The following is an 18235-nucleotide window of genomic DNA, read 5'->3' on the forward strand; positions in this document are numbered from 1 at the left end:
ATGAGCTATGCAATTAAAGTTGAGCATGTTTCAAAGCATTTCAAGATATATAAAAACTCAAAAGATAAATTTTTGGATTTAGTCATTCCGGGAGGTTATGGAGAACGATTTGTAGCCCTCAATGACATCTCATTCGAACTTCCAAAAGGTGAAGTGTTAGGCCTCGTCGGTGTAAACGGTTCTGGAAAATCGACTTTATCGAACCTCATTTCGGGTGTTACACAACCTTCGCACGGAGAAATTAAAACAGACGGAGATGTGTCACTAGTTGCCATCTCTTCTGGGTTGAATGGAAATTTAAGTGGTCGAGATAACATTGAATTAAAGGGATTGATGTTAGGTCTGACACCAAAGCGAATTAAAGAACTTGAGCCTGACATTATCGAATTTGCTGATATTGGTCGGTTTATTGATCAACCTGTCAAAAATTATTCGAGTGGTATGAAATCCCGCTTAGGATTTGCCATTTCAGTTCACATCAACCCGAATATTTTGGTAATCGATGAAGCTTTATCCGTAGGGGACCAAACATTTACGGACAAGTGTTTAGACAAAATGAATGAGTTTAAAGATGAAGGGAAAACGATCGTCTTTGTCAGCCACTCTATTGCACAAGTGAGAAGCTTCTGTACCAAAGTATTATGGTTAGAATATGGGGTCATTCGTGAATATGGCGATTCGAAAGAAGTGCTAGACAATTACGGAAAATTTTTAACTCGTTATAAGCGATGGACTCCAGAAGAACGGAAAGAATATCGTGAAAAAATGTTACAAACTCAATATCAAACTGTTAAAAAGTCAAAGGATAAAGGGAGTAGCGTAAATGCTTAAGTTTCCAAGCGATAAGATTAGAAAAACGGCACAACGTGTTCGCAACAATGCGAAGTTGATTCCAAATATTGATTATAAATCTGTAATGAAGTATGCGTTAGAGACATCACGCTCAGCGCAAATAGCGACAGATGCAGGCGAATTGAATCTGACAAACTATCACTCTCTTGATACGAAGCAACTAAAAGTTTTAATTTACGGAAACGTCAATTTAAACCTATTAGACGGTTCAGCAGTCTGGGCGACTTCTGTCGCACGAATGCTCTCAGTTGGAGAAAATATTCAAACAGACTTATTGTTGAAAACTCACGTTCATAACGATCGTTTATTGAAACCTTTATACGATTTAGATAATGTGCAAATCATTGATCCGTTTGCTGATAAACATCGTGAGCAATTAGGAACGGCAAGATGGTATAAGCGTAAGGATATTAGTCCGGGATACGCACCGACGGTCATACAGCATTGCTTCAACGAAAAAGATTATGACTTCTGTATTGTTCGAGGCTATCCTGTCATTAAAGCACTCTTGAAACATCCACACTTGATGAAGAAGATGTGGGTATATTTGACGGACTTCCCACATACTATGGAAGAGTTCTCAGTACAAGAGTTTGAAGATTTACAATCGGTCTTGTTGCATTGCAATCGATTCTTATGTCAAACAGAAGAGATGCGAGCATTTTTGATTGAATTGTTCCCGTTCGCAAAAGACAAAGTATATGTATTAAATCCAATGATTCCATTGAACGAGGAATTAAACCCTACGTTTAAAATTTCAAATCAACCATCGCTTGTTTACGCTGGTAAATTCGCCGACCTATGGATGTCTCAAGAACTATTAGAACTGTTCCCAGCTATCCGTCAGCGTCTTCCAAAAATCACATTTAACATTGCGGGTGATAAGTTTAATGATTCGAAAGTGAATGAGAACTTTAAAGAAGACGTTACACGATTGCTTGAAACGACAACAGGTGTCAATTGGATTGGTGGCGTTTCGCGAGAAGAGTCACAAAAATTGATTTTAGAATCAGACATTGGGATTAGTTATCGTTCACATGAACTTGATGACTCACTAGAACTATCTACAAAAGTGCTAGAGTACGCTATTTTAGGAAAGCCAGTCATCTTCAACAAGTCTGATATGCACACGAGATTGTTTGGGGAAGACTATCCACTTTATGCAAATTCAGATGAAGAAGTTGTTGAAAAAATTGTGCTTGCAGTCGAAAATCCTGAAGTTTATGAAATGGCTGCAAAACGTATGTTTGAAGTAGCTAAGCGTTTTACATTCGAATCGATGTATCTTCAATTGAGTGATAAACTTTGGAATGAGAAAAAAATCCCACCATTTTATATGACTCCACGGGAAGTTCGAGAGCAGATTCGTTTTTATAAATCAAGATTAGCTGTTTTGTCACAGGAATATCTTTTCTTGATCAACCGTTTAGGAAATGATGAGTCAAAAATTGAAATCGACGAAGCGATCATGAATGCTGCTCACAAAGTTGAGAACTCTGAGTCCTATGAAGATTTAGATATGTATATGAAAGACGTTATTTTCTTGTCAGAGGAAGTCTCCCGACTTACAAAAGCGCTACGAGAGAAACACATGACAGATGGAACGGGTGAATCACATGAATAAATATCAAAACGCATCGAATTGGATTGTCAAAGGCACAGAAGTTGAAATGTACAATTCTAAATCGGATTCTTTGAATGTCTATATTAACTGTACGAATAAAGTGCCACATCGCTATCTTCACTTTGAAGCATATGGAGCTTTTCGAGAAGATGAGTCTGCTACGATTACACCTCCTGAGAATCAGCGAGAACTTCTTGTTACCTTCACGGGTAGAAAAGAGGGGAATGTTGAAGCGACCATGCAATACATTTTCTATAACGAAAATGGGGAAAAAAAGCATGTGCGCCGCATCAAGTTTGGTGAGACGGGTGTCATTCATATTCCTGTATGGACAAAGAAAATCAAAATGGCCTTACGTGTAAGCGGACAAGGTATGATTTCGATTGAAGATCTTGAGTTGCGTTGGATTGCAAACTATAAAGAATATGAGCAACTCGTCATTCCAAAGCGAATGGACTTGAGTGATACGGAAGAACGTTATCTCGTTTTGACGAACATCTATCCGAATGAAGAAAACCTTTACCGCAATGGCTTCGTGCATCGTCGTGTGAAGTCATACCAAGAAGATCAACTTCCGGTAGATGTATTTGCCTTCCAAGGATCGTCGCTTTTGAATGAGTATGAGTTTGATGGCGTACGTGTATTTGAAGGGAATCAAACAAGCTTAGAGTATTTCTTAAAACATACAAACTATAAGAAGATTTTGATTCACTTCATTAATCGAAATATGTATGAAGCGATTGAAATTGGCGCACCGAACACACCGGTTTTAGTTTGGATTCATGCAGTTGAAGCGGAGAGATGGACACGCCGACTGTTCAACGTTGAAACTAATGCGATGATGGCACGTACACTTCGAACACTGCCGAGTAACAATAATCGTCGAATGAAGTTTATCCATGAACTATTTAGTCGCCAGGATGATCGTTATCAGTTCATATTTATTTCTGAGTTTATTGCGAATGTCGCACAAGAAGATGCTGGATTCCAATTGGCGGATGATCGTTATCGCGTGATTCATAATATTACAGATGACTCTGTATTTAAATTCGAAAAGAAAAATCCAGAATTACGTAAAAAGATTTGGACAGTTCGTCCTTTTGTTAATAAAAAATATGGAAATGATTTAGCAGTGAAGGCGATTCTTGAACTTTCAAAACGCCCTCTGTTTGAAGAACTTGATTTTGAGATTTACGGAATGGGACCACAGTTTGATGAATTACTCGAACCGTTGCGTCAATTTGAAAATGTTCATATTCATGAAAAATTCCTAACTCAACCTGAAATTGCTGAAATACATCGGAATAAAGGTATTTTCTTATGCCCGACACGCTGGGATACACAAGGCGTTTCGATGTGTGAAGCAATGTCTAGTGGTGTGATAGCAGCTACGAATGCTGTCTCGTGTATTCCAGAGTTTATGCGAGAAGACACGGGAATTTTAGCAGGCGAAGAGGACTACATTGGAATTGCTGACGGGATTGAAGAGCTTTATCATGACCCGGAACTTTTCTTGAAGAAATCAAAAGTAGGTTCGGACTGGATTATTCAAAAAACTGGTAAGAACACGGTTATTCCTGAAGAGCTTGAGGAAATTCGAAAAGCATAAAATCTAAAAGCACTTCCTCTTTTTGAGGAAGTGTTTTTAAAAAAAGGTGAGAATCTATGGGGACAATCTTTACGGCATTCAAGACTTTGGATTTTGACTCAACGAATCATTCGAATCAATGTGTAGTTCACCCTCATCCATCGCTTGGATTATTTTATAATCGAATTCATTTATTAGATGGTGTATCTGACCAGAAATTAAAAGCAATCTTTGAAGAAGAGTGGGCAGATATTCAAAAATGGATGAATGATTCTAAAGAAAACAACTATTCTACTTTACTTGAATGGAACCCAATCGGGAGATATTATTTGTATGAGATTCAAATCAATGCACAGTTTACATTTCAATGGTTAAGTACAATTGAGCTTGATGTAGAGCTTTACTCAAGTATAAAGTCCTGTAAAGTTATTCGTCTAAATGGGAGCAGTTTGTGGGATGATTTTGTGTTTAATCGATTTATTCGACATATGCACGAAGCGAATATGTTACAACAAATCATTTTTATATTCCCAAAAGAGCTCGAAGAGAAGCGATCTGAATGGAAGTATAAATATTATCCGAGTATGAAAACATTAAATGGGACTGATGAAGCAATCCAATCTTTTTTAGACGAGGAGACTGTCTTTCCTACCTTTAAGGGGGAAAAGGTTTATTTTGCAGATCGAGCCATTCGTTACGTGTTTCAACCATGTGAGGGAAGTCAACAAATGCTTGTGGTGTTCTCTGCCATGTCACCTGATGAGACGGCACGCTATAATTACTTGAAGGTGCTGAAGGATGAGCCTTGCCACCGACTCTTTATTTTAGATGATTTTGGACAGCGAGGAACGTTTAACATAGGCGTAGATGGAAATCATGAAATCGAAACGTCCGTTATTTCGCTATTGCATGCCATTTCTCGTGAGATTGGTGTAGGATTCGAAAAAATGATTGCGCTAGGTACTTCAAAAGCTGGTGGGATTGCTACATTATTTGCGTTAAAATACCACTTTGAAGGATTGATTGTAGGAGGAAGTGTTTATCAAATTGGTGATTGGATGCTTGAAAATGATGAAGAACGAAATAAAATGCGACTTACCATGACGCCTTCAACCTATAAAGATCACATTGATTTGCAAAGAGCGTATTTAAATCAGTTGATGTACCAAGTCGATTTTAAAAAGAAACCTAAAACTCAAATTTTCATTCAAACAATTGAAAATGACCCTTATCGGAAAGGGGTACTTGAACCTTTTCTGAAGTTTTTAGATTTTCACCAATTACCATATGAATTTGATATTTATCCGGGCAAACGACATAATCTATTAGGTGAAAGTTACCCTGAATACTTGCGACAAGTCTTAACGAGTCATTTTTACGATGTGAAAGACTTTCAAGAAGATGTTAAGAAAATCTCGTTATGGGAGCGAACGCTAAAACGATTTAAGTAATGATATAAAGGAGTCAATATGAAAACAATAGCAACGGATTCGTCACTTCTACTCACTTCTTTGCTCAGGGATGAAATCATGCCCCGTTTTGAAGAGCACAATATTCAAGTTGATCTTGAGGAGACAAAGTTAATCATAACAGGGACGGCCGATGATCAAGCAGGTCCGGTATTTTTACCAATCAAATATTATCGATACAATATTCGAAATCGAATGATTGAATTATTTTCAGCAAAGCGAAAACAGTTTGAAATCGAAATCATTGGCTCTTCAAAGAATACAGTACGAGTAATCGGTGATGACTTAGTATTAAACTTTGAACCGAATCAACGATTTAAAGTGATTCTTCGAACAACACGTTTTTTGACGATGCGACCAGTTTTTCCTCAAACGTTTGAATCAACATTTTCGATGCATGATCAAGTAAAATATAAATTCATTCCTGCGAGGGATGAAGCATTTAGTAAAGACTTGATTGTCGTGTTTTCAGCAATGGGGAGACCCCATCAATATAATTTTAACTATATGAAGAGTTTCAAAGACCATCCAGCAAACCAACTGTTCATTTTAGATGATTTTGGTGAAAAAGGAAGCTATTATTTAGGCAAAGATATGTCTTTCCGAAACGAGACATCAGTCATTTCATTAATCATGAATATTTTACATCGCATTCATGCAACTCCAAAACATGTCACAACGTTTGGATCTTCAAAAGGTGGCTATGTAGCACTATATTATGCACTAAAATACGGATTTGGAGAGGTCGTTAGTTTAGCTCCTTCCATTAACTTAGGAGACTTCTTAATTAACCAGCACCCTGATTTACTTGAATATATGACTGGAGGCAGTCAAACTTATCACATTTATGAGATGAATCAACTGATCTATGATTTAGTTCGAGAAAAACGGAATGAAATGCCTCATCTTCATTTGATGGTTGGTACGGCAGATTCACGTAAATTAGAACACCTAGATCCATTCACATCTTACCTAGAATCTCTCGAGATACCATTTGATTACCATATTGTTGAAGGGGTAGACCATTCTGAACTCAAGTTTTTTGCTCCTCCATACATTGATTATTATTTCTCACGTAAATTCTCACTTAAATCCTCTCAGCTTTATTTCTTTATATTGAATGAGAAGTTCTCCGTTGAAGATGGGCAAGTGATGTTTAACATGAAGATCGTTACGGATGAAAGTACAGAAGTGGCATATTATTGGTATGTGAATGATCAAATCTATAAAAAAACACCGTACTCAAGAGATTGGACAACACAAATCCCATATCAACCTGAAAATCAATATAGAGTAAAAGTATTTATTCGAGATCGAGTAAACCAAGATCAAAAAGTCATATTTAATCGTACATTTACACCTGAGGCATAATCAAGTTAATGTATTTTGGGTGAACTGTAAATAAAAAGAATGAATCCAATCACATTTATTGTGTTTGGATTTTTTTGTTTTTTAGAGAAATATTTTTATTTTTAAATTATTTGTTAAAGAGAATAGAATTGTATTGAGTTTCTTTAGTAGGTCCGATAGATTAGAAGGTGAGAGTGTCATTGTACTCTTGAGGTGTAAAGACGTAACTGGGGAAAATTGAAAGGGGAAAAGTAAATGTTTTCATCAAAATCAGAACGTTTATTTACTGGGATGATTGCTGCGGCATTGGCCGTTTCAGCAGTGACTCCGTTGGTTTCTGTTGAAGCCAAGCAAAGTGAGAAGGTTACATATCAAGCGAAGAAACAGCAAGCGATTGAGATTTTAGCACCAGCTTCACCACTTGTTTTCAAGCAAGGGGAAAAGTTGAAAGGGAAAGACCGTATCCTAAATGTGAAAATTGATGGGAAAGTTAAGAAACAACCTGTCCGTTGGTCAAATCTATCGACTTCTACAATCGGTGAATTTACAGCTACGGCAACGTATTCTCACAAAGGACAAACTGTCACATTGGATGTTCCTTACACGGTAGAAGGCTATGAGCTTGCGATTATGCACACGAATGACACGCATGCCTCACTCGACAATGCGCCAAAACGTGCAACGGCCATCAACCAACTTCGTGAAGAAAATGCAAATCGTCTGTTGATTGATGCAGGAGATGTGTTCTCAGGTTCGCTCTACTTTAACAAGTTTAAAGGACAAGCAGACCTTACATTAATGAACTATATGCAATACGACTTGATGGTTCCGGGAAACCATGAGTTCGACCTCGGAACAGAAGCAGGACATCCTGAATTCGCAGAGTTCATTCAAAACGCTGAATTCCCGTTCGTCAGTTCGAACGTTGATTACAGTGGTGACCAATATTTGAATGAGCTTTATTCTGAAGAGGTGACGCGTAAACCTGTCGATGGAAAATTGTATGAGGGTGTCATCAAAACAATCGATGGGAAAAAAGTAGGATTCTTCGGTTTGACGACTGAAGATACAGCAAACATCGCGAGCCCTGGTCCGATTCAGTTCCAACACTACATCGATGAGGCGGAAAAAGCCGTCAAATCATTCAAACAACGTGGTGTCGATCAAATCGTGGCAGTATCACACTTAGGTTTTGATGACAACCCAGCTGTCGATAACGATTTGGAATTGGCAAAACGTGTAGAGGGCATCGATATCATCATCGGTGGACACTCACATTCACGTTTAAATGAACCAGTGATCGTGGCAGATGGAGCTGAACCGACGGTAATCGTCCAGGCTTACCAATATGGCGACTTCTTAGGAACATTAGACGTCGTGTTTGATCAAAAAGGTAAAATTGTTTCCCATCAAGGGAAGTTGATTGATGTGAAAACATACGCTGCTGACCCGACTGCAGTCAGTCTATTAGCTCCATTTGCACAAGAAATTGAAAGCATTCGTAATGCTGAAATCGGAGCAGATGCAACTGCAGCATTCGAAAATCCGCGTGATGCAGGTGATGTCACGAAGCCGAGTGTCCGTAAAAACGAGACAGCTTTAGGGAATTTGATCACAGATGGTATGCTCGACCGCGCGAAACAAATGGACGGAGAAGTCGTTGCAGCAATTCAAAACGCAGGAGGTATCCGTGCGCCAATCAATGCTGGTCCAATTACAACGGGTGAAGTGTTAACGACACTTCCATTCGGTAACACGTTAGCTGTTATGACACTTGATGGTTCTGAACTATTGTCAGCGCTCGAGCGTAGTGTTAGCGTTTATCCGATTGAAAGTGGCGGATTCTTGCACATGTCAGGTATGAAAGTTGAGTTCGATAGCTCGAAACCTGCAAACAGCCGTATCGTCAAAGCCCAAGTTCTCAAGGACGGGCAGTATGTGGATGTTGTGCCGGCAGAGACATACAAAATTGCAACGAACTACTTTGCAGCAAAAGGTGGAGACAACTACCTTGAGTTCAAAAAAGCGTACGAAGAAGGTCGTGTCAATGACCTAGGAATCATTGACTGGGAAATCATGCGTGATTACTTGGTGAAACTTCAGACGGTTACGCCTTCTGTTGAAGGACGCATTGTAGACGTAAAATAAAACAGACATGGGAGAATCTGATGGTAACTCAATCAGATTCTCCTATTCTTTATAGGTGGGTTATAAATGAAACGAATCAATGGGAATGGTACTTATCGCTTCGTATTGATTCTTGGAGCAAAGGTCAACGGCACCTCGCCATCGAGAGCGCTCCGACATCGAATTGACGTCGCGGCTGATTATGCGAAGGCGCATCCAACTGTAGAACTCATTGCAACTGGGGGACAAGGGCCAGACGAAGGCATGGCCGAGGCACTTGTGATTGAACGGGAACTGATGGCGCGTGGCATTGATCCACACCGAATCCATGTTGAAGCGACCTCTACCTCGACAATCGAGAACTTTCGGCACAGTCAATCGTTTTGGCAAGGCGAGACAGGGCTCACCATCGTGACGAATGACTTTCATGTTCCGCGGGCCCGTCTCATTGCGAAGCTCTATTTCCAACTCGAGAGCGATGCCTTGTATGCACCGACTCCGTCACTAGCAAAAGGGCGATACGTGATCCGTGAAGTATTGGCTTATGTGAAACTACTCGTCCGCTATCTATTCAAAGATAAAAACTAGGCTCTTGCATCCGCAAGAGCCTAGTTTGATTGACAGCCGATTTCTTGATTTAAGACCTCACCGAACGCTTCGGCGCCTTCCACATTTAAGTGGACGCCGTCGCTCTCAAAATAAGATTCTTTCCCGACGGATTGACCATGCCAATCGATGAGAGAAACGTTCTTGTGAAGTTCGCTTGCCCGAGCGAGTTTCTCATTGACCTCGCTCTCCCACGGACGAGGGACGCGGGTATTGATCAAATAAATATGGTCCGCGCGCTCGAACTGCTTGAGGAGCGTGTCGAGTTGTTCCATTTTGAACGCCCCGTTCGTTCCGAGGTGAAGGAAGACGACATGTCCTGGCGCGTTATACGATGCATACTGAGATGCGACAGGAATGGCATCACGGACTTGGCGTCCGATTTCAGCATCGATGGTCATATTCGGAAACGCATCTGCCAAGTACTCGTTCAATCCGAGCATGACCGAATCACCAATCGCAAGGGCCGGTGGACAACTCTTTTCTTCTGGCGTTTCAGTTGGTGGAGGCGTCACCTCTGTGGTTGCTTCTTCCGAATCGTCCGTTTCAGGTTCTTTTGGCACGTCAGGTGTCTCTTCTTTTGGCATCGGCACTTTTACAATCGGAATCTCATCTTGTGCCGGCTTCGATTCAGAGAAGGCCAAGATGGTCAAGTTGCCGACAAGTACGAGTGAGAGTGCCGTCGCACAAGCCGTGGCCGCGAAACGGACACTTGGGTGCGTCGGTGTCGAGACGAGTTGACGGAACGAGGCGATGAATCCGTTCCGACGAATCGGTGTCTCGATATAGCGATACGACAACTCGGCGATCAACAGCGTGAGTGCGACCTGACCGACCGCAAGGAGCGGTGAAAACGTTCCAAGTCGTTCGAGCGGTGTCGACAAGATGATGACCGGATAGTGCCATAAATAAATCCCGTACGTTCGCGTGCCGATCACACGAAGCCAAGCGCTTCCAAATAGGCGTGACCAGATCGTCGCCGGATGGGCGACGGCGGCAATCAAGATTGCGGACAAGAAGGCAACGAGCAAGAAGCCTCCATAATAGAGAAACGCGTCATACGCATTCACCGTGACGATGATCCCGACGATTCCGATGAGAGAAATCGCACCAGCCACGTTCAAAATATGTCGTCCGATGTTTGGAATGACCGCTTTGAACGTATCTGGTCGCCAGCCGAATGCGAGCATGGCACCCAGGAGCAGACCGAACAGGCGTGTATCCGTCCCGTAGTAGACACGGCTCGGGTCCGCTTCTGGAACGTAGCGGAACGTCATCCATGCCGCCGAGACGAGTAAGAGTGCTGCGACAAATTGAAGCAACCGTTTCCGGAAGGCGAGGCCGACGAGTAGAAGGAGCGGCCAGACCGCGTAAAACTGTTCCTCGATGGAGAGGGACCATAAGTTTTGAAGCGGTGACGGTTTCCCGAAGCTCTCGAAATATGACACTTCATGGAAGATGTACCACCAGTTGTTCACGTAAGCGAGCGCAGCGAGTGAATCTTGCCGTACCGTCTCAAGCAACGAGCGGTCAAAGAGCGTGACGTATGTCATCACGAGAGACAACATCAAGACGAGCGCCGGGAGCAGTCGACGGAAACGGGCGATATAGAATCTTTTCAAGTCGATCGTGCCGGTCTTCGTCCACTCTCGAATGAGAATACCGGTAATCAAATAACCGGACAGGACGAAGAAGACATCGACACCGAGGAATCCCCCGGATATGTAAGGTACGTTTAAATGATATAAAATGACAGCCAAAACAGCGAATGTGCGTAAGCCGTCCAGACCGGGCATATACGTTGTATGTTTAAGTGGTTTCATGCCCCCACTTCCTTTCTAGTCAAAGCGGACATTTCCCTTTTTTTAGAATCCATTCTTCAGTATAACGAGTGGGGGAGAGGGAATGGTTTCAAAAGATTAACAATCAAATGAGCAAAAAATCCACAAAAAAAGGGACGAAATGTCCCTTAGTGATTACACCATATTGATTAACATACCACCGATGACGCCAGCGATGACAAGTGCCCAAGGTGGCAATTTCCAGTAGGCAATCATGACGAACAAGAAAGCGGCAAAGACGAAGTCGACCGCGCCGTTGACGGTACTTGTGAAAATTGGGCTGTAGAATGCGGCGATCAAAATACCGACGACCGCAGCGTTCACCCCGATTAAGGCTCCAGCGACTTTCGGATTGTGGCGAAGCGCATCCCAGAACGGAAGTGCCCCAAGAATGAGCAAGAACGCCGGTAAGAAAATAGCGACCGTCGCCAAAATCCCACCCGGAATCCCATTGATGACTGTCCCGAGGTAAGAAGCGAATGTGAACAATGGTCCCGGAACGGCCTGGGCGGCACCGTATCCTGCGAGGAACGCTTCTTCACTCAAGAAACCTGCAGGGACGAGTTCACGTTCGAGAAGCGGCAAGACGACGTGCCCGCCACCGAAGACGAGCGCACCGGCGCGATAAAAACTATCGAACAAGGCAATCGCCTGATTTTCAAACGTTTCCCGTAAAATCGGTAAGATGATGAGAAGTGCCCCGAATACCGACAGCAAGACGGCACCGAGTCGTTTTGAAATCGGGAACGTGCTTGATTTCGCATCGAGACGATCTGGCTTGAACAACAAGAACCCAGCGACAGCAGCGACGAGAATGACGAGCACTTGGCTGAACGTCGTCTGCCAAAGTAATACGCCGGCAAGTGCGAAGAAGGCAATCGTCTTCGTCTTCGGATCAGGTGTGAGCTTACTCGCCATGCCTAAAATCGCATGGGCGACGATGGCGACGGCGACGACTTTCAATCCGTACAACCAACCGGCATCGGAGACGTCGAGACCAGACAGTGCCAAAGCAAATAACATGAGGGCGATGACCGACGGGGTCGTGAAGCCGATGAACGAGGTGATCCCACCTAATATCCCGCCACGAACGATGCCGATGCCGATCCCGACTTGCGAACTCGCGGGACCGGGCAAGAATTGACATAAGGCGACAAGGTCGGCGTATGCCTTCTCATCCATCCATTTGCGCCGTCTCACATATTCCTCATGGAAATAGCCAAGGTGGGCGACCGGTCCGCCGAACGATGTCAGACCGAGCCGGGTTGAAACGAATAAAATCTCTAGTAACGTCTTGAACGTCACACGTTGTGTCGTCATATCTTCACTCCTTAATTTCTTTGAATAACTCATAAGCTTTCTGGCGGGCTTCTTGTAACACCGAGAGCCCTTTTTCGGTCGTCACGTAATTTTTGCGGACGTGTCCGTCGACGGTCTCGTTTTCGCGAACGAGGAGGCCATCCTTCTCCATCCCGTGCAAAATTGGATAGAGCGTACCGGCACTGATTTCATATCCGTGCTCCCTTAGCTCATCGACCATCCATGCCCCGTACACTGGATGTTCAGCGGCATGATGCAAAATATGAATGTGGATGAATCCGAGGAACAGCTTTCGCAGGACGCGGTCTTCCATACGTGTCATCTCCTTGTTATCGAATTCCGATATCGGTTTTCGAAATCAGTCTAACAAATGTGCGAGAAGGTGACAAGGAAGCTGTATGCAGTTTACGAAAACTTAAAACAAGAAGAAGGGAATGAGTTCGGAAAAAATAGGGAATCAATCACAAATGAGGTAAACTAGGTGTTGAGATTAATTGCTGAGGAGGAAGTGACGTGACAAACCCCATTCATTCTTCATACGCTACATTGTTGCGCCATATGCCCCAAGGCTACGTCGAGTTTAAAGTGATTTACGACGACGCTTCGGAGCCGATTGACTATGAATTCTTTGAAGTGAACGCCGCCTTCGAGAAGATGATGAAGGGAAAACGGAAACATTTTATCGGGCAGAAAGTGTCGACGGCACTGAAGGATTTTGAATATAGCGAGCGGGAGTGGATGATTCAAGTGGCACGGGTCGTCAGTGATGGCGGTACCGTGACATTTGAACACTTCTCTCGCCGTAACAAATCGTGGTTCGAAATGTCCGTTTTCAGTGAACGAAAAGGCTTTGTCTCCGTCATGTTCCATGACGTTACGCGACATGTACAGGAAAACAATGCCTTGAAGCAACTCGTGAACGTATCGCATCGTTTTGTTTCAACGGGAAGCGACTTATTGATGAACCAACAGTTTCTTGACCAGATTCGTGATTTCACTGGGGCGAAAGCGGTCGCGCTCAATTTGATGGAAAACGATGGGGAGTCATATACGACGGTCGCGTTGTCCGGTATGGACGAGATGTTAGAACGAAGCCTCGATGTGTTAGGGTTTCATCCGGTCGGGAAGAAGTGGCCGATGACCGACCAACGACGGGAACTATTCAGTCAATCGAATCCACTCGTTTTTGACGGGATTGATCCGTTAATTGATGGTGCGCTCCCGAAACGGCTCGTTAAAAACTTACTTCGTATCTTCTCGCTCGGAGAGGTCGTTCTCTTTAAAATCGAGAAAAACGGAGTACTATATGGAGATTTGACGATTGTGATGCAAGAAGGGAAAGGGGCGAATCGACTTGGACTTGTCGAATTGTATCTTGTCCATGTACTCGAACAATTGGTCAAAGCGGATCACCAAGTCGGAGAAACAAAAAAATCGATGTTCGATGGGTTTGCAACACTCGACCTGGAGTGCATCATGGCGCTCAATACGCGTCAAATCTTACATTTGAACGATACATGGGAGCGGGTGCTCGGATATTCGATTGACGAACTTGAAAATATGGATTTCCTGAGTTTGATTCACCCAGACGATGACGGTATTACAGAAGCTGCCTTCACAGAACTCGAAGAACGGGGAGAACTGTTCCGCTTCGTCAATCGCTTCCGAACCATTGATGATACCTATCGATCCATCGAATGGCACTGTAAACTTCAAGGAAACTATATTTACGCCGTCGCAAAAGATGTGACGGACCGCGTTCAGTTGGAAGAAAAATTAGCCGAACGGGACCGTTTGTTGACGAAACTGTCCGACCAAATCCCGGGTGCCATCTATCAATTCGAGTTGTTGCCGGATGGTAGCTTCAATTTCCCGTTTTTCAGCCGAGGTTTTGAAGACATGTTAGGAATCTCTGCGGAAGAAGTACAGGCAGATGCCGGACTCGTCTTCCGACGGATGCATCCCGATGACTATCCTCACGTCATGCAGTCGATTGATCAATCGTATCGCAACTTGACGATATGGGACGCGGAGTTTCGTGTATTGGCCAAAGACGGACGAACGATTTGGATTTTAGGATCATCCCGCCCAGAGAAGATTGCTGACGGTCATGTCCTCTGGCACGGCTATATTGGTGACGTCACGGAGAAGAAAAAATACGAGAAAGAAATCGAGTATTTGAGCTATCACGACCAATTGACGGGTGTGAAAAACCGTCGGTACTTTGAAGAAGCGTTGGATCGCTATGACGACGATGCATTCTATCCTTTGTCACTGATTGTCATCGATATTAACGGGCTGAAGTTGACGAACGATGCGTTCGGACACTTGATTGGGGACCGATTGCTCGTCGAAGCGGCGAATATTTTACGAAATGAGTTGCGAGCGAAAGATGAAGTGGCACGTATCGGTGGAGATGAGTTCGTCGTCATCTCGCCGAACACGACACTCGACGAGGCGAAGCATTTGTCTGATCGTTTGAGCCGCCTCTTCCTTGGACAAACGGTAGAAGGACTCCCGATTTCTGCTTCATTCGGTGAAGCGGTCAAACACGACACGTCCATCGGATTGACGGACGTCTTCAATTTAGCCGAAGATCGGATGTATCACCATAAAGTATCGGAGAAACAAAGTCGCCGTCATCACTCGATTCAACTGATCATGCGGACGCTGTATGAAAAGATTCCCCGTGAAGAGGCGCACTCTCAGCGCGTCGCGAATTTGTCTGGGAAGCTCGCGGAAGCGATGGGCTTTACGAGCGCAGAGGTGAATGAAATTCGAACGGCCGCCATCTTGCATGACATCGGAAAAGTAGCGATCAGTAACGAAATTTTGGATAAACCGGGTGCCTTGACTGAATCCGAATGGCGTGAAATCAAACGACATCCGGAGGTCAGTTACAACATTTTAAGTACAGTTCCTGAATATGTCGCCTTGTCTGAAATCGTCTTGGCACACCATGAACGATGGGATGGGAAAGGATACCCGAAAGGGATGAGTGAATACGAAATCCCGCTCGCTTCCCGTATTATCTCGATCGCCGACACGTTCGATGTCATGGTGACGGGTCGTCCTTATCGACAGGCGAAGTCGATTGATGAGGCGCTTGCCATCATTCAACAAGAGGCGGGCAAGCAGTTCGACCCGACGCTCGTCGATGTCTTCTTTGAAAAAGTCGTTCCAACACTGCAGCAATAAAGAAGCGAGTCCTCTCTTATTTTGGGAGGACTCGCTTCTTTAAATGGTGAGTGGACGCTTCTTCAAGACGAGAACCGTCATCAAGAAGACGACGCCGGTCATGCCAATCATGACGAGGATGGAGAGGAACGGAAACTGTCCTTCGTACATCGTGATGACCCCGTTATTTAGCCAATAGGTCGGTAGGAAATGTCCGACAAGTTTCAATGAATCTGGTAACCAAAGCAGACTGATGAACGCGCCTCCGGTGATGGCAGATGCCATCGTGACCGATATTTGAAAGATGTTCGCCTTCTCTCGATTCGTCGCAAATACCGCGATGAGGCCACCAAATGCCAGACAGACGAGCAGATAGGTCGAGAACAAGGCGAAGACGGTCGGGAGATGGGTCCACACGTCGTGACCGTAAAGCGCGAGGCTCACGCCAATCAACAGCATGACATAGACGAAGCCGACGAGATAGAAGGCGAGAAGAAGTGATGCGAAATACCGCCGTGGTGACACCGGTGAGGCGAACAGGCGGGCATAAATCTTCTCGTCCCGGTCATCCGCGACAAACATCGGAATGAACTGGAGGAACGTCGACATCATGATGAACGACAAGAGACCGAAAAACGCTTGTGTGCGTGCGGTCGTCGCGACGCTCTCTTGGAACGGTTCGCTAGAGAGCGTGTACCCGTTCTCTGTCTCCTCGTTCGCGAGTTGGGCGAATGTGGCTTCGTCATATCCACTCGCCTCAAGAAGCTGTCGTTCACGTGACAAGTGACCGTTCAATGCCTGTTCGACTAAAGAAGCGTCACTGCCGGCGATTGCGGAGAACGAGAGGCGAGGCATATCGCCATTGAACGATTGTTCTGTGAAACCTTCAGGAATGAGAAGCACGATATCTTCTCCTTCTAACAAGACATCTTCGCCGCTCGTCTCGAGCATGGTGACACGACCAAAACGTTCAGCTTCTTCCATGAGGCGCTCGGCGAGAATGCCCCCGTCCTCATCGACAATGCCAATCGACGCATTAAGACTCGACGTCCCCCCGACGAAGGAGAGGATGAGCGCAAACCCGAACATCGAGACAAACGTGAACACCCAGAGCCCTTTCTTTCGGAGCATCCGTTTGGCGACATGCCTAATGAGCACCATGGCGTCTCACCCCTTTCGACAGAAGATAGCTGAGTACGATGAAGATCAGCAGATGAACCCCGAGTAAACCGAGGCTTTCCCAATAGACGCTCATGTCACCCTCACGAAGCATGACGGCGAGCATCCCGTCGCGCATGAAAATCGGCATGAATACATACGCGGCCCATGGCGCATAGTTCAGCGTCACTTGATCGAATCCGGGAACGTAGCCCCCTGATAAAATCATGATGATGGCGACAAAGCCGTTGACGACCGCATCTTTCGTCGTCGTACTCAACTTCGGTAGGTTGACGATGACAAATCCGATGGCGACCCCATACGCGGTCAAGGCGAGCCAGGCAAGAATTAAATAACCGAACTGGATATTTGCCAAATCAAACGTCCGATAGACGAAATGACTGAACCAGAATAACAAGATGAGCTGAAGCAAAATGATGACGTAGCGGCTGAACGTCCGAGCGAGTCGATATTGGACCGTTCGGACAGGAGCAGCTTGAATTCGTAAATAGCTGCCGATATTCGGTTGTTCTTCCCGTGCCATCGCAGTGATATAAAACGACCCGAACAGAGCGGTCATGATGGAGATGGTAACGGTGAAGTATTCAAGAGACGTCGGGGTCCGTCCCGCTAAATCGACACTTTCTGTATCAAGCCATGCTTCGTTCTCGTAGGGTGCTGACACACCAGTCTCTGCGAGCGTAATCTGCTGGTTGGCGATTGCCGTATACTGACCGAGTATGGCCTCAAGGACGTCAAACTCGACGGTCGTCGGCTCTTCGTATAACAACGTAATGTCACTGCCGTCGAGCCGTAAGATCACGTCTGCATCCCCATCGTTCACACCTTGCTCGGCTGACGCGATGTCTTCATAAGGGACAAGTCGGATGAACGCCTGAATGTCATCGTCGTTCAAAAAGTTCTCGAGCGGTTCACGATACTGGTCGGTCGACGCTTCGACGTACGCGACGTTCGTAACTGGAAGTTTGAACGTGTCACTGAAGACGGCCGATAGCATCGTCCCGAGTCCGAAGATGAGGATGAGCGGGAAGAGGAGCATCCAAAAAAGTGTCGCACGATCACGGAGCCGCTGTTTCACATCGTATTTGATAAATGTCCACAT

At 44.6% G+C, this 18235-nt stretch carries 12 protein-coding genes and 1 pseudogene; 8 read left to right on the forward strand and 5 right to left on the reverse strand.

Annotated features, from left to right (window positions below):
* From tagH to AC5LIL_RS03500, 7 genes and pseudogenes are all read left to right on the forward strand, one after another.
* Window positions 1-786 (forward strand): annotated as a pseudogene (tagH, locus tag AC5LIL_RS03470) (teichoic acids export ABC transporter ATP-binding subunit TagH); the annotation flags it as partial.
* 37 nt (window positions 787-823) lie between these two features.
* Window positions 824-2476 (forward strand): glycosyltransferase family 4 protein, encoded by a 1653-nt coding sequence (locus tag AC5LIL_RS03475; protein WP_499824914.1) that lies wholly within the window; start codon window positions 824-826, stop codon window positions 2474-2476.
* Window positions 2469-4085 carry a glycosyltransferase family 4 protein gene (locus AC5LIL_RS03480; RefSeq protein WP_499824915.1) on the forward strand — a complete coding sequence of 539 codons (1617 nt, stop codon included), beginning with the start codon at window positions 2469-2471 and terminating at the stop codon, window positions 4083-4085. Before AC5LIL_RS03475 ends, AC5LIL_RS03480 begins: the two co-directional genes overlap by 8 nt.
* A 56-nt stretch (window positions 4086-4141) precedes the next feature.
* Window positions 4142-5515, forward strand: coding sequence for a hypothetical protein (locus AC5LIL_RS03485; protein ID WP_499824916.1), 1374 nt, complete (start codon window positions 4142-4144; stop codon window positions 5513-5515).
* Between the two features lie 18 nt (window positions 5516-5533).
* On the forward strand, window positions 5534-6904 hold the full coding sequence (locus AC5LIL_RS03490) for a hypothetical protein (protein WP_499824917.1): 1371 nt from the start codon (window positions 5534-5536) through the stop codon (window positions 6902-6904).
* A gap of 234 nt (window positions 6905-7138) precedes the next feature.
* The gene (locus AC5LIL_RS03495; RefSeq protein WP_499824918.1) at window positions 7139-9031 is read left to right on the forward strand and encodes a bifunctional metallophosphatase/5'-nucleotidase; all 1893 of its coding nucleotides are present in this window, start codon (window positions 7139-7141) and stop codon (window positions 9029-9031) included.
* A gap of 66 nt (window positions 9032-9097) precedes the next feature.
* Complete coding sequence (locus AC5LIL_RS03500; protein WP_499824919.1) at window positions 9098-9598, forward strand: YdcF family protein; 501 nt, start codon at window positions 9098-9100, stop codon at window positions 9596-9598.
* A 20-nt stretch (window positions 9599-9618) separates the two neighbouring features.
* On the opposite strand, the gene AC5LIL_RS03505 is transcribed toward AC5LIL_RS03500, so the two are convergent.
* The 3 genes from AC5LIL_RS03505 to AC5LIL_RS03515 all read right to left on the reverse strand — a co-directional run bounded on the left by AC5LIL_RS03505 (window position 9619) and on the right by AC5LIL_RS03515 (window position 13090).
* Window positions 9619-11439 carry an acyltransferase family protein gene (locus AC5LIL_RS03505; protein WP_499824920.1) on the reverse strand — a complete coding sequence of 607 codons (1821 nt, stop codon included), beginning with the start codon at window positions 11437-11439 and terminating at the stop codon, window positions 9619-9621.
* A gap of 153 nt (window positions 11440-11592) precedes the next feature.
* The gene (chrA, locus tag AC5LIL_RS03510; RefSeq protein ID WP_499824921.1) at window positions 11593-12777 is read right to left on the reverse strand and encodes a chromate efflux transporter; all 1185 of its coding nucleotides are present in this window, start codon (window positions 12775-12777) and stop codon (window positions 11593-11595) included.
* 4 nt (window positions 12778-12781) lie between these two features.
* Window positions 12782-13090 (reverse strand): PadR family transcriptional regulator, encoded by a 309-nt coding sequence (locus tag AC5LIL_RS03515; protein ID WP_074036378.1) that lies wholly within the window; start codon window positions 13088-13090, stop codon window positions 12782-12784.
* Window positions 13091-13290: 200 nt separating this feature from the next.
* Between AC5LIL_RS03515 and AC5LIL_RS03520 the strand changes: the two genes are divergently transcribed.
* On the forward strand, window positions 13291-15975 hold the full coding sequence (locus AC5LIL_RS03520; RefSeq protein ID WP_499824922.1) for a sensor domain-containing diguanylate cyclase/phosphohydrolase: 2685 nt from the start codon (window positions 13291-13293) through the stop codon (window positions 15973-15975).
* 39 nt (window positions 15976-16014) lie between these two features.
* Here the strand turns inward: AC5LIL_RS03520 and AC5LIL_RS03525 are convergent, their stop codons facing one another.
* Together AC5LIL_RS03525 and AC5LIL_RS03530 are read right to left on the reverse strand one after the other, a co-directional pair.
* Window positions 16015-17115 carry an ABC transporter permease gene (locus AC5LIL_RS03525; RefSeq protein WP_499824923.1) on the reverse strand — a complete coding sequence of 367 codons (1101 nt, stop codon included), beginning with the start codon at window positions 17113-17115 and terminating at the stop codon, window positions 16015-16017.
* The gene (locus AC5LIL_RS03530) at window positions 17102-18235 is read right to left on the reverse strand and encodes an ABC transporter permease (RefSeq protein WP_499824924.1); all 1134 of its coding nucleotides are present in this window, start codon (window positions 18233-18235) and stop codon (window positions 17102-17104) included. Before AC5LIL_RS03530 ends, AC5LIL_RS03525 begins: the two co-directional genes overlap by 14 nt.

The sequence above is a fragment of the Exiguobacterium sp. RM11 genome, assembly GCF_059821525.1.

Excerpts from the sequence above, each read along its gene's own strand:
- AC5LIL_RS03480 (WP_499824915.1), top strand. The coding sequence starts at position 2,469 with ATGAATAAATATCAAAACGCATCGAATTGGATTGTCAAAGGCACAGAA.
- AC5LIL_RS03475 (WP_499824914.1), top strand. The coding sequence starts at position 824 with ATGCTTAAGTTTCCAAGCGATAAGATTAGAAAAACGGCACAACGTGTT.
- AC5LIL_RS03500 (WP_499824919.1), top strand. The coding sequence starts at position 9,098 with ATGAAACGAATCAATGGGAATGGTACTTATCGCTTCGTATTGATTCTT.
- AC5LIL_RS03495 (WP_499824918.1), top strand. The coding sequence starts at position 7,139 with ATGTTTTCATCAAAATCAGAACGTTTATTTACTGGGATGATTGCTGCG.
- AC5LIL_RS03505 (WP_499824920.1), bottom strand. The coding sequence starts at position 11,439 with ATGAAACCACTTAAACATACAACGTATATGCCCGGTCTGGACGGCTTA.
- AC5LIL_RS03490 (WP_499824917.1), top strand. The coding sequence starts at position 5,534 with ATGAAAACAATAGCAACGGATTCGTCACTTCTACTCACTTCTTTGCTC.
- chrA (WP_499824921.1), bottom strand. The coding sequence starts at position 12,777 with ATGACGACACAACGTGTGACGTTCAAGACGTTACTAGAGATTTTATTC.
- AC5LIL_RS03485 (WP_499824916.1), top strand. The coding sequence starts at position 4,142 with ATGGGGACAATCTTTACGGCATTCAAGACTTTGGATTTTGACTCAACG.
- AC5LIL_RS03525 (WP_499824923.1), bottom strand. The coding sequence starts at position 17,115 with ATGGTGCTCATTAGGCATGTCGCCAAACGGATGCTCCGAAAGAAAGGG.
- AC5LIL_RS03530 (WP_499824924.1), bottom strand. The coding sequence starts at position 18,235 with ATGTGGACATTTATCAAATACGATGTGAAACAGCGGCTCCGTGATCGT.
- AC5LIL_RS03515 (WP_074036378.1), bottom strand. The coding sequence starts at position 13,090 with ATGGAAGACCGCGTCCTGCGAAAGCTGTTCCTCGGATTCATCCACATT.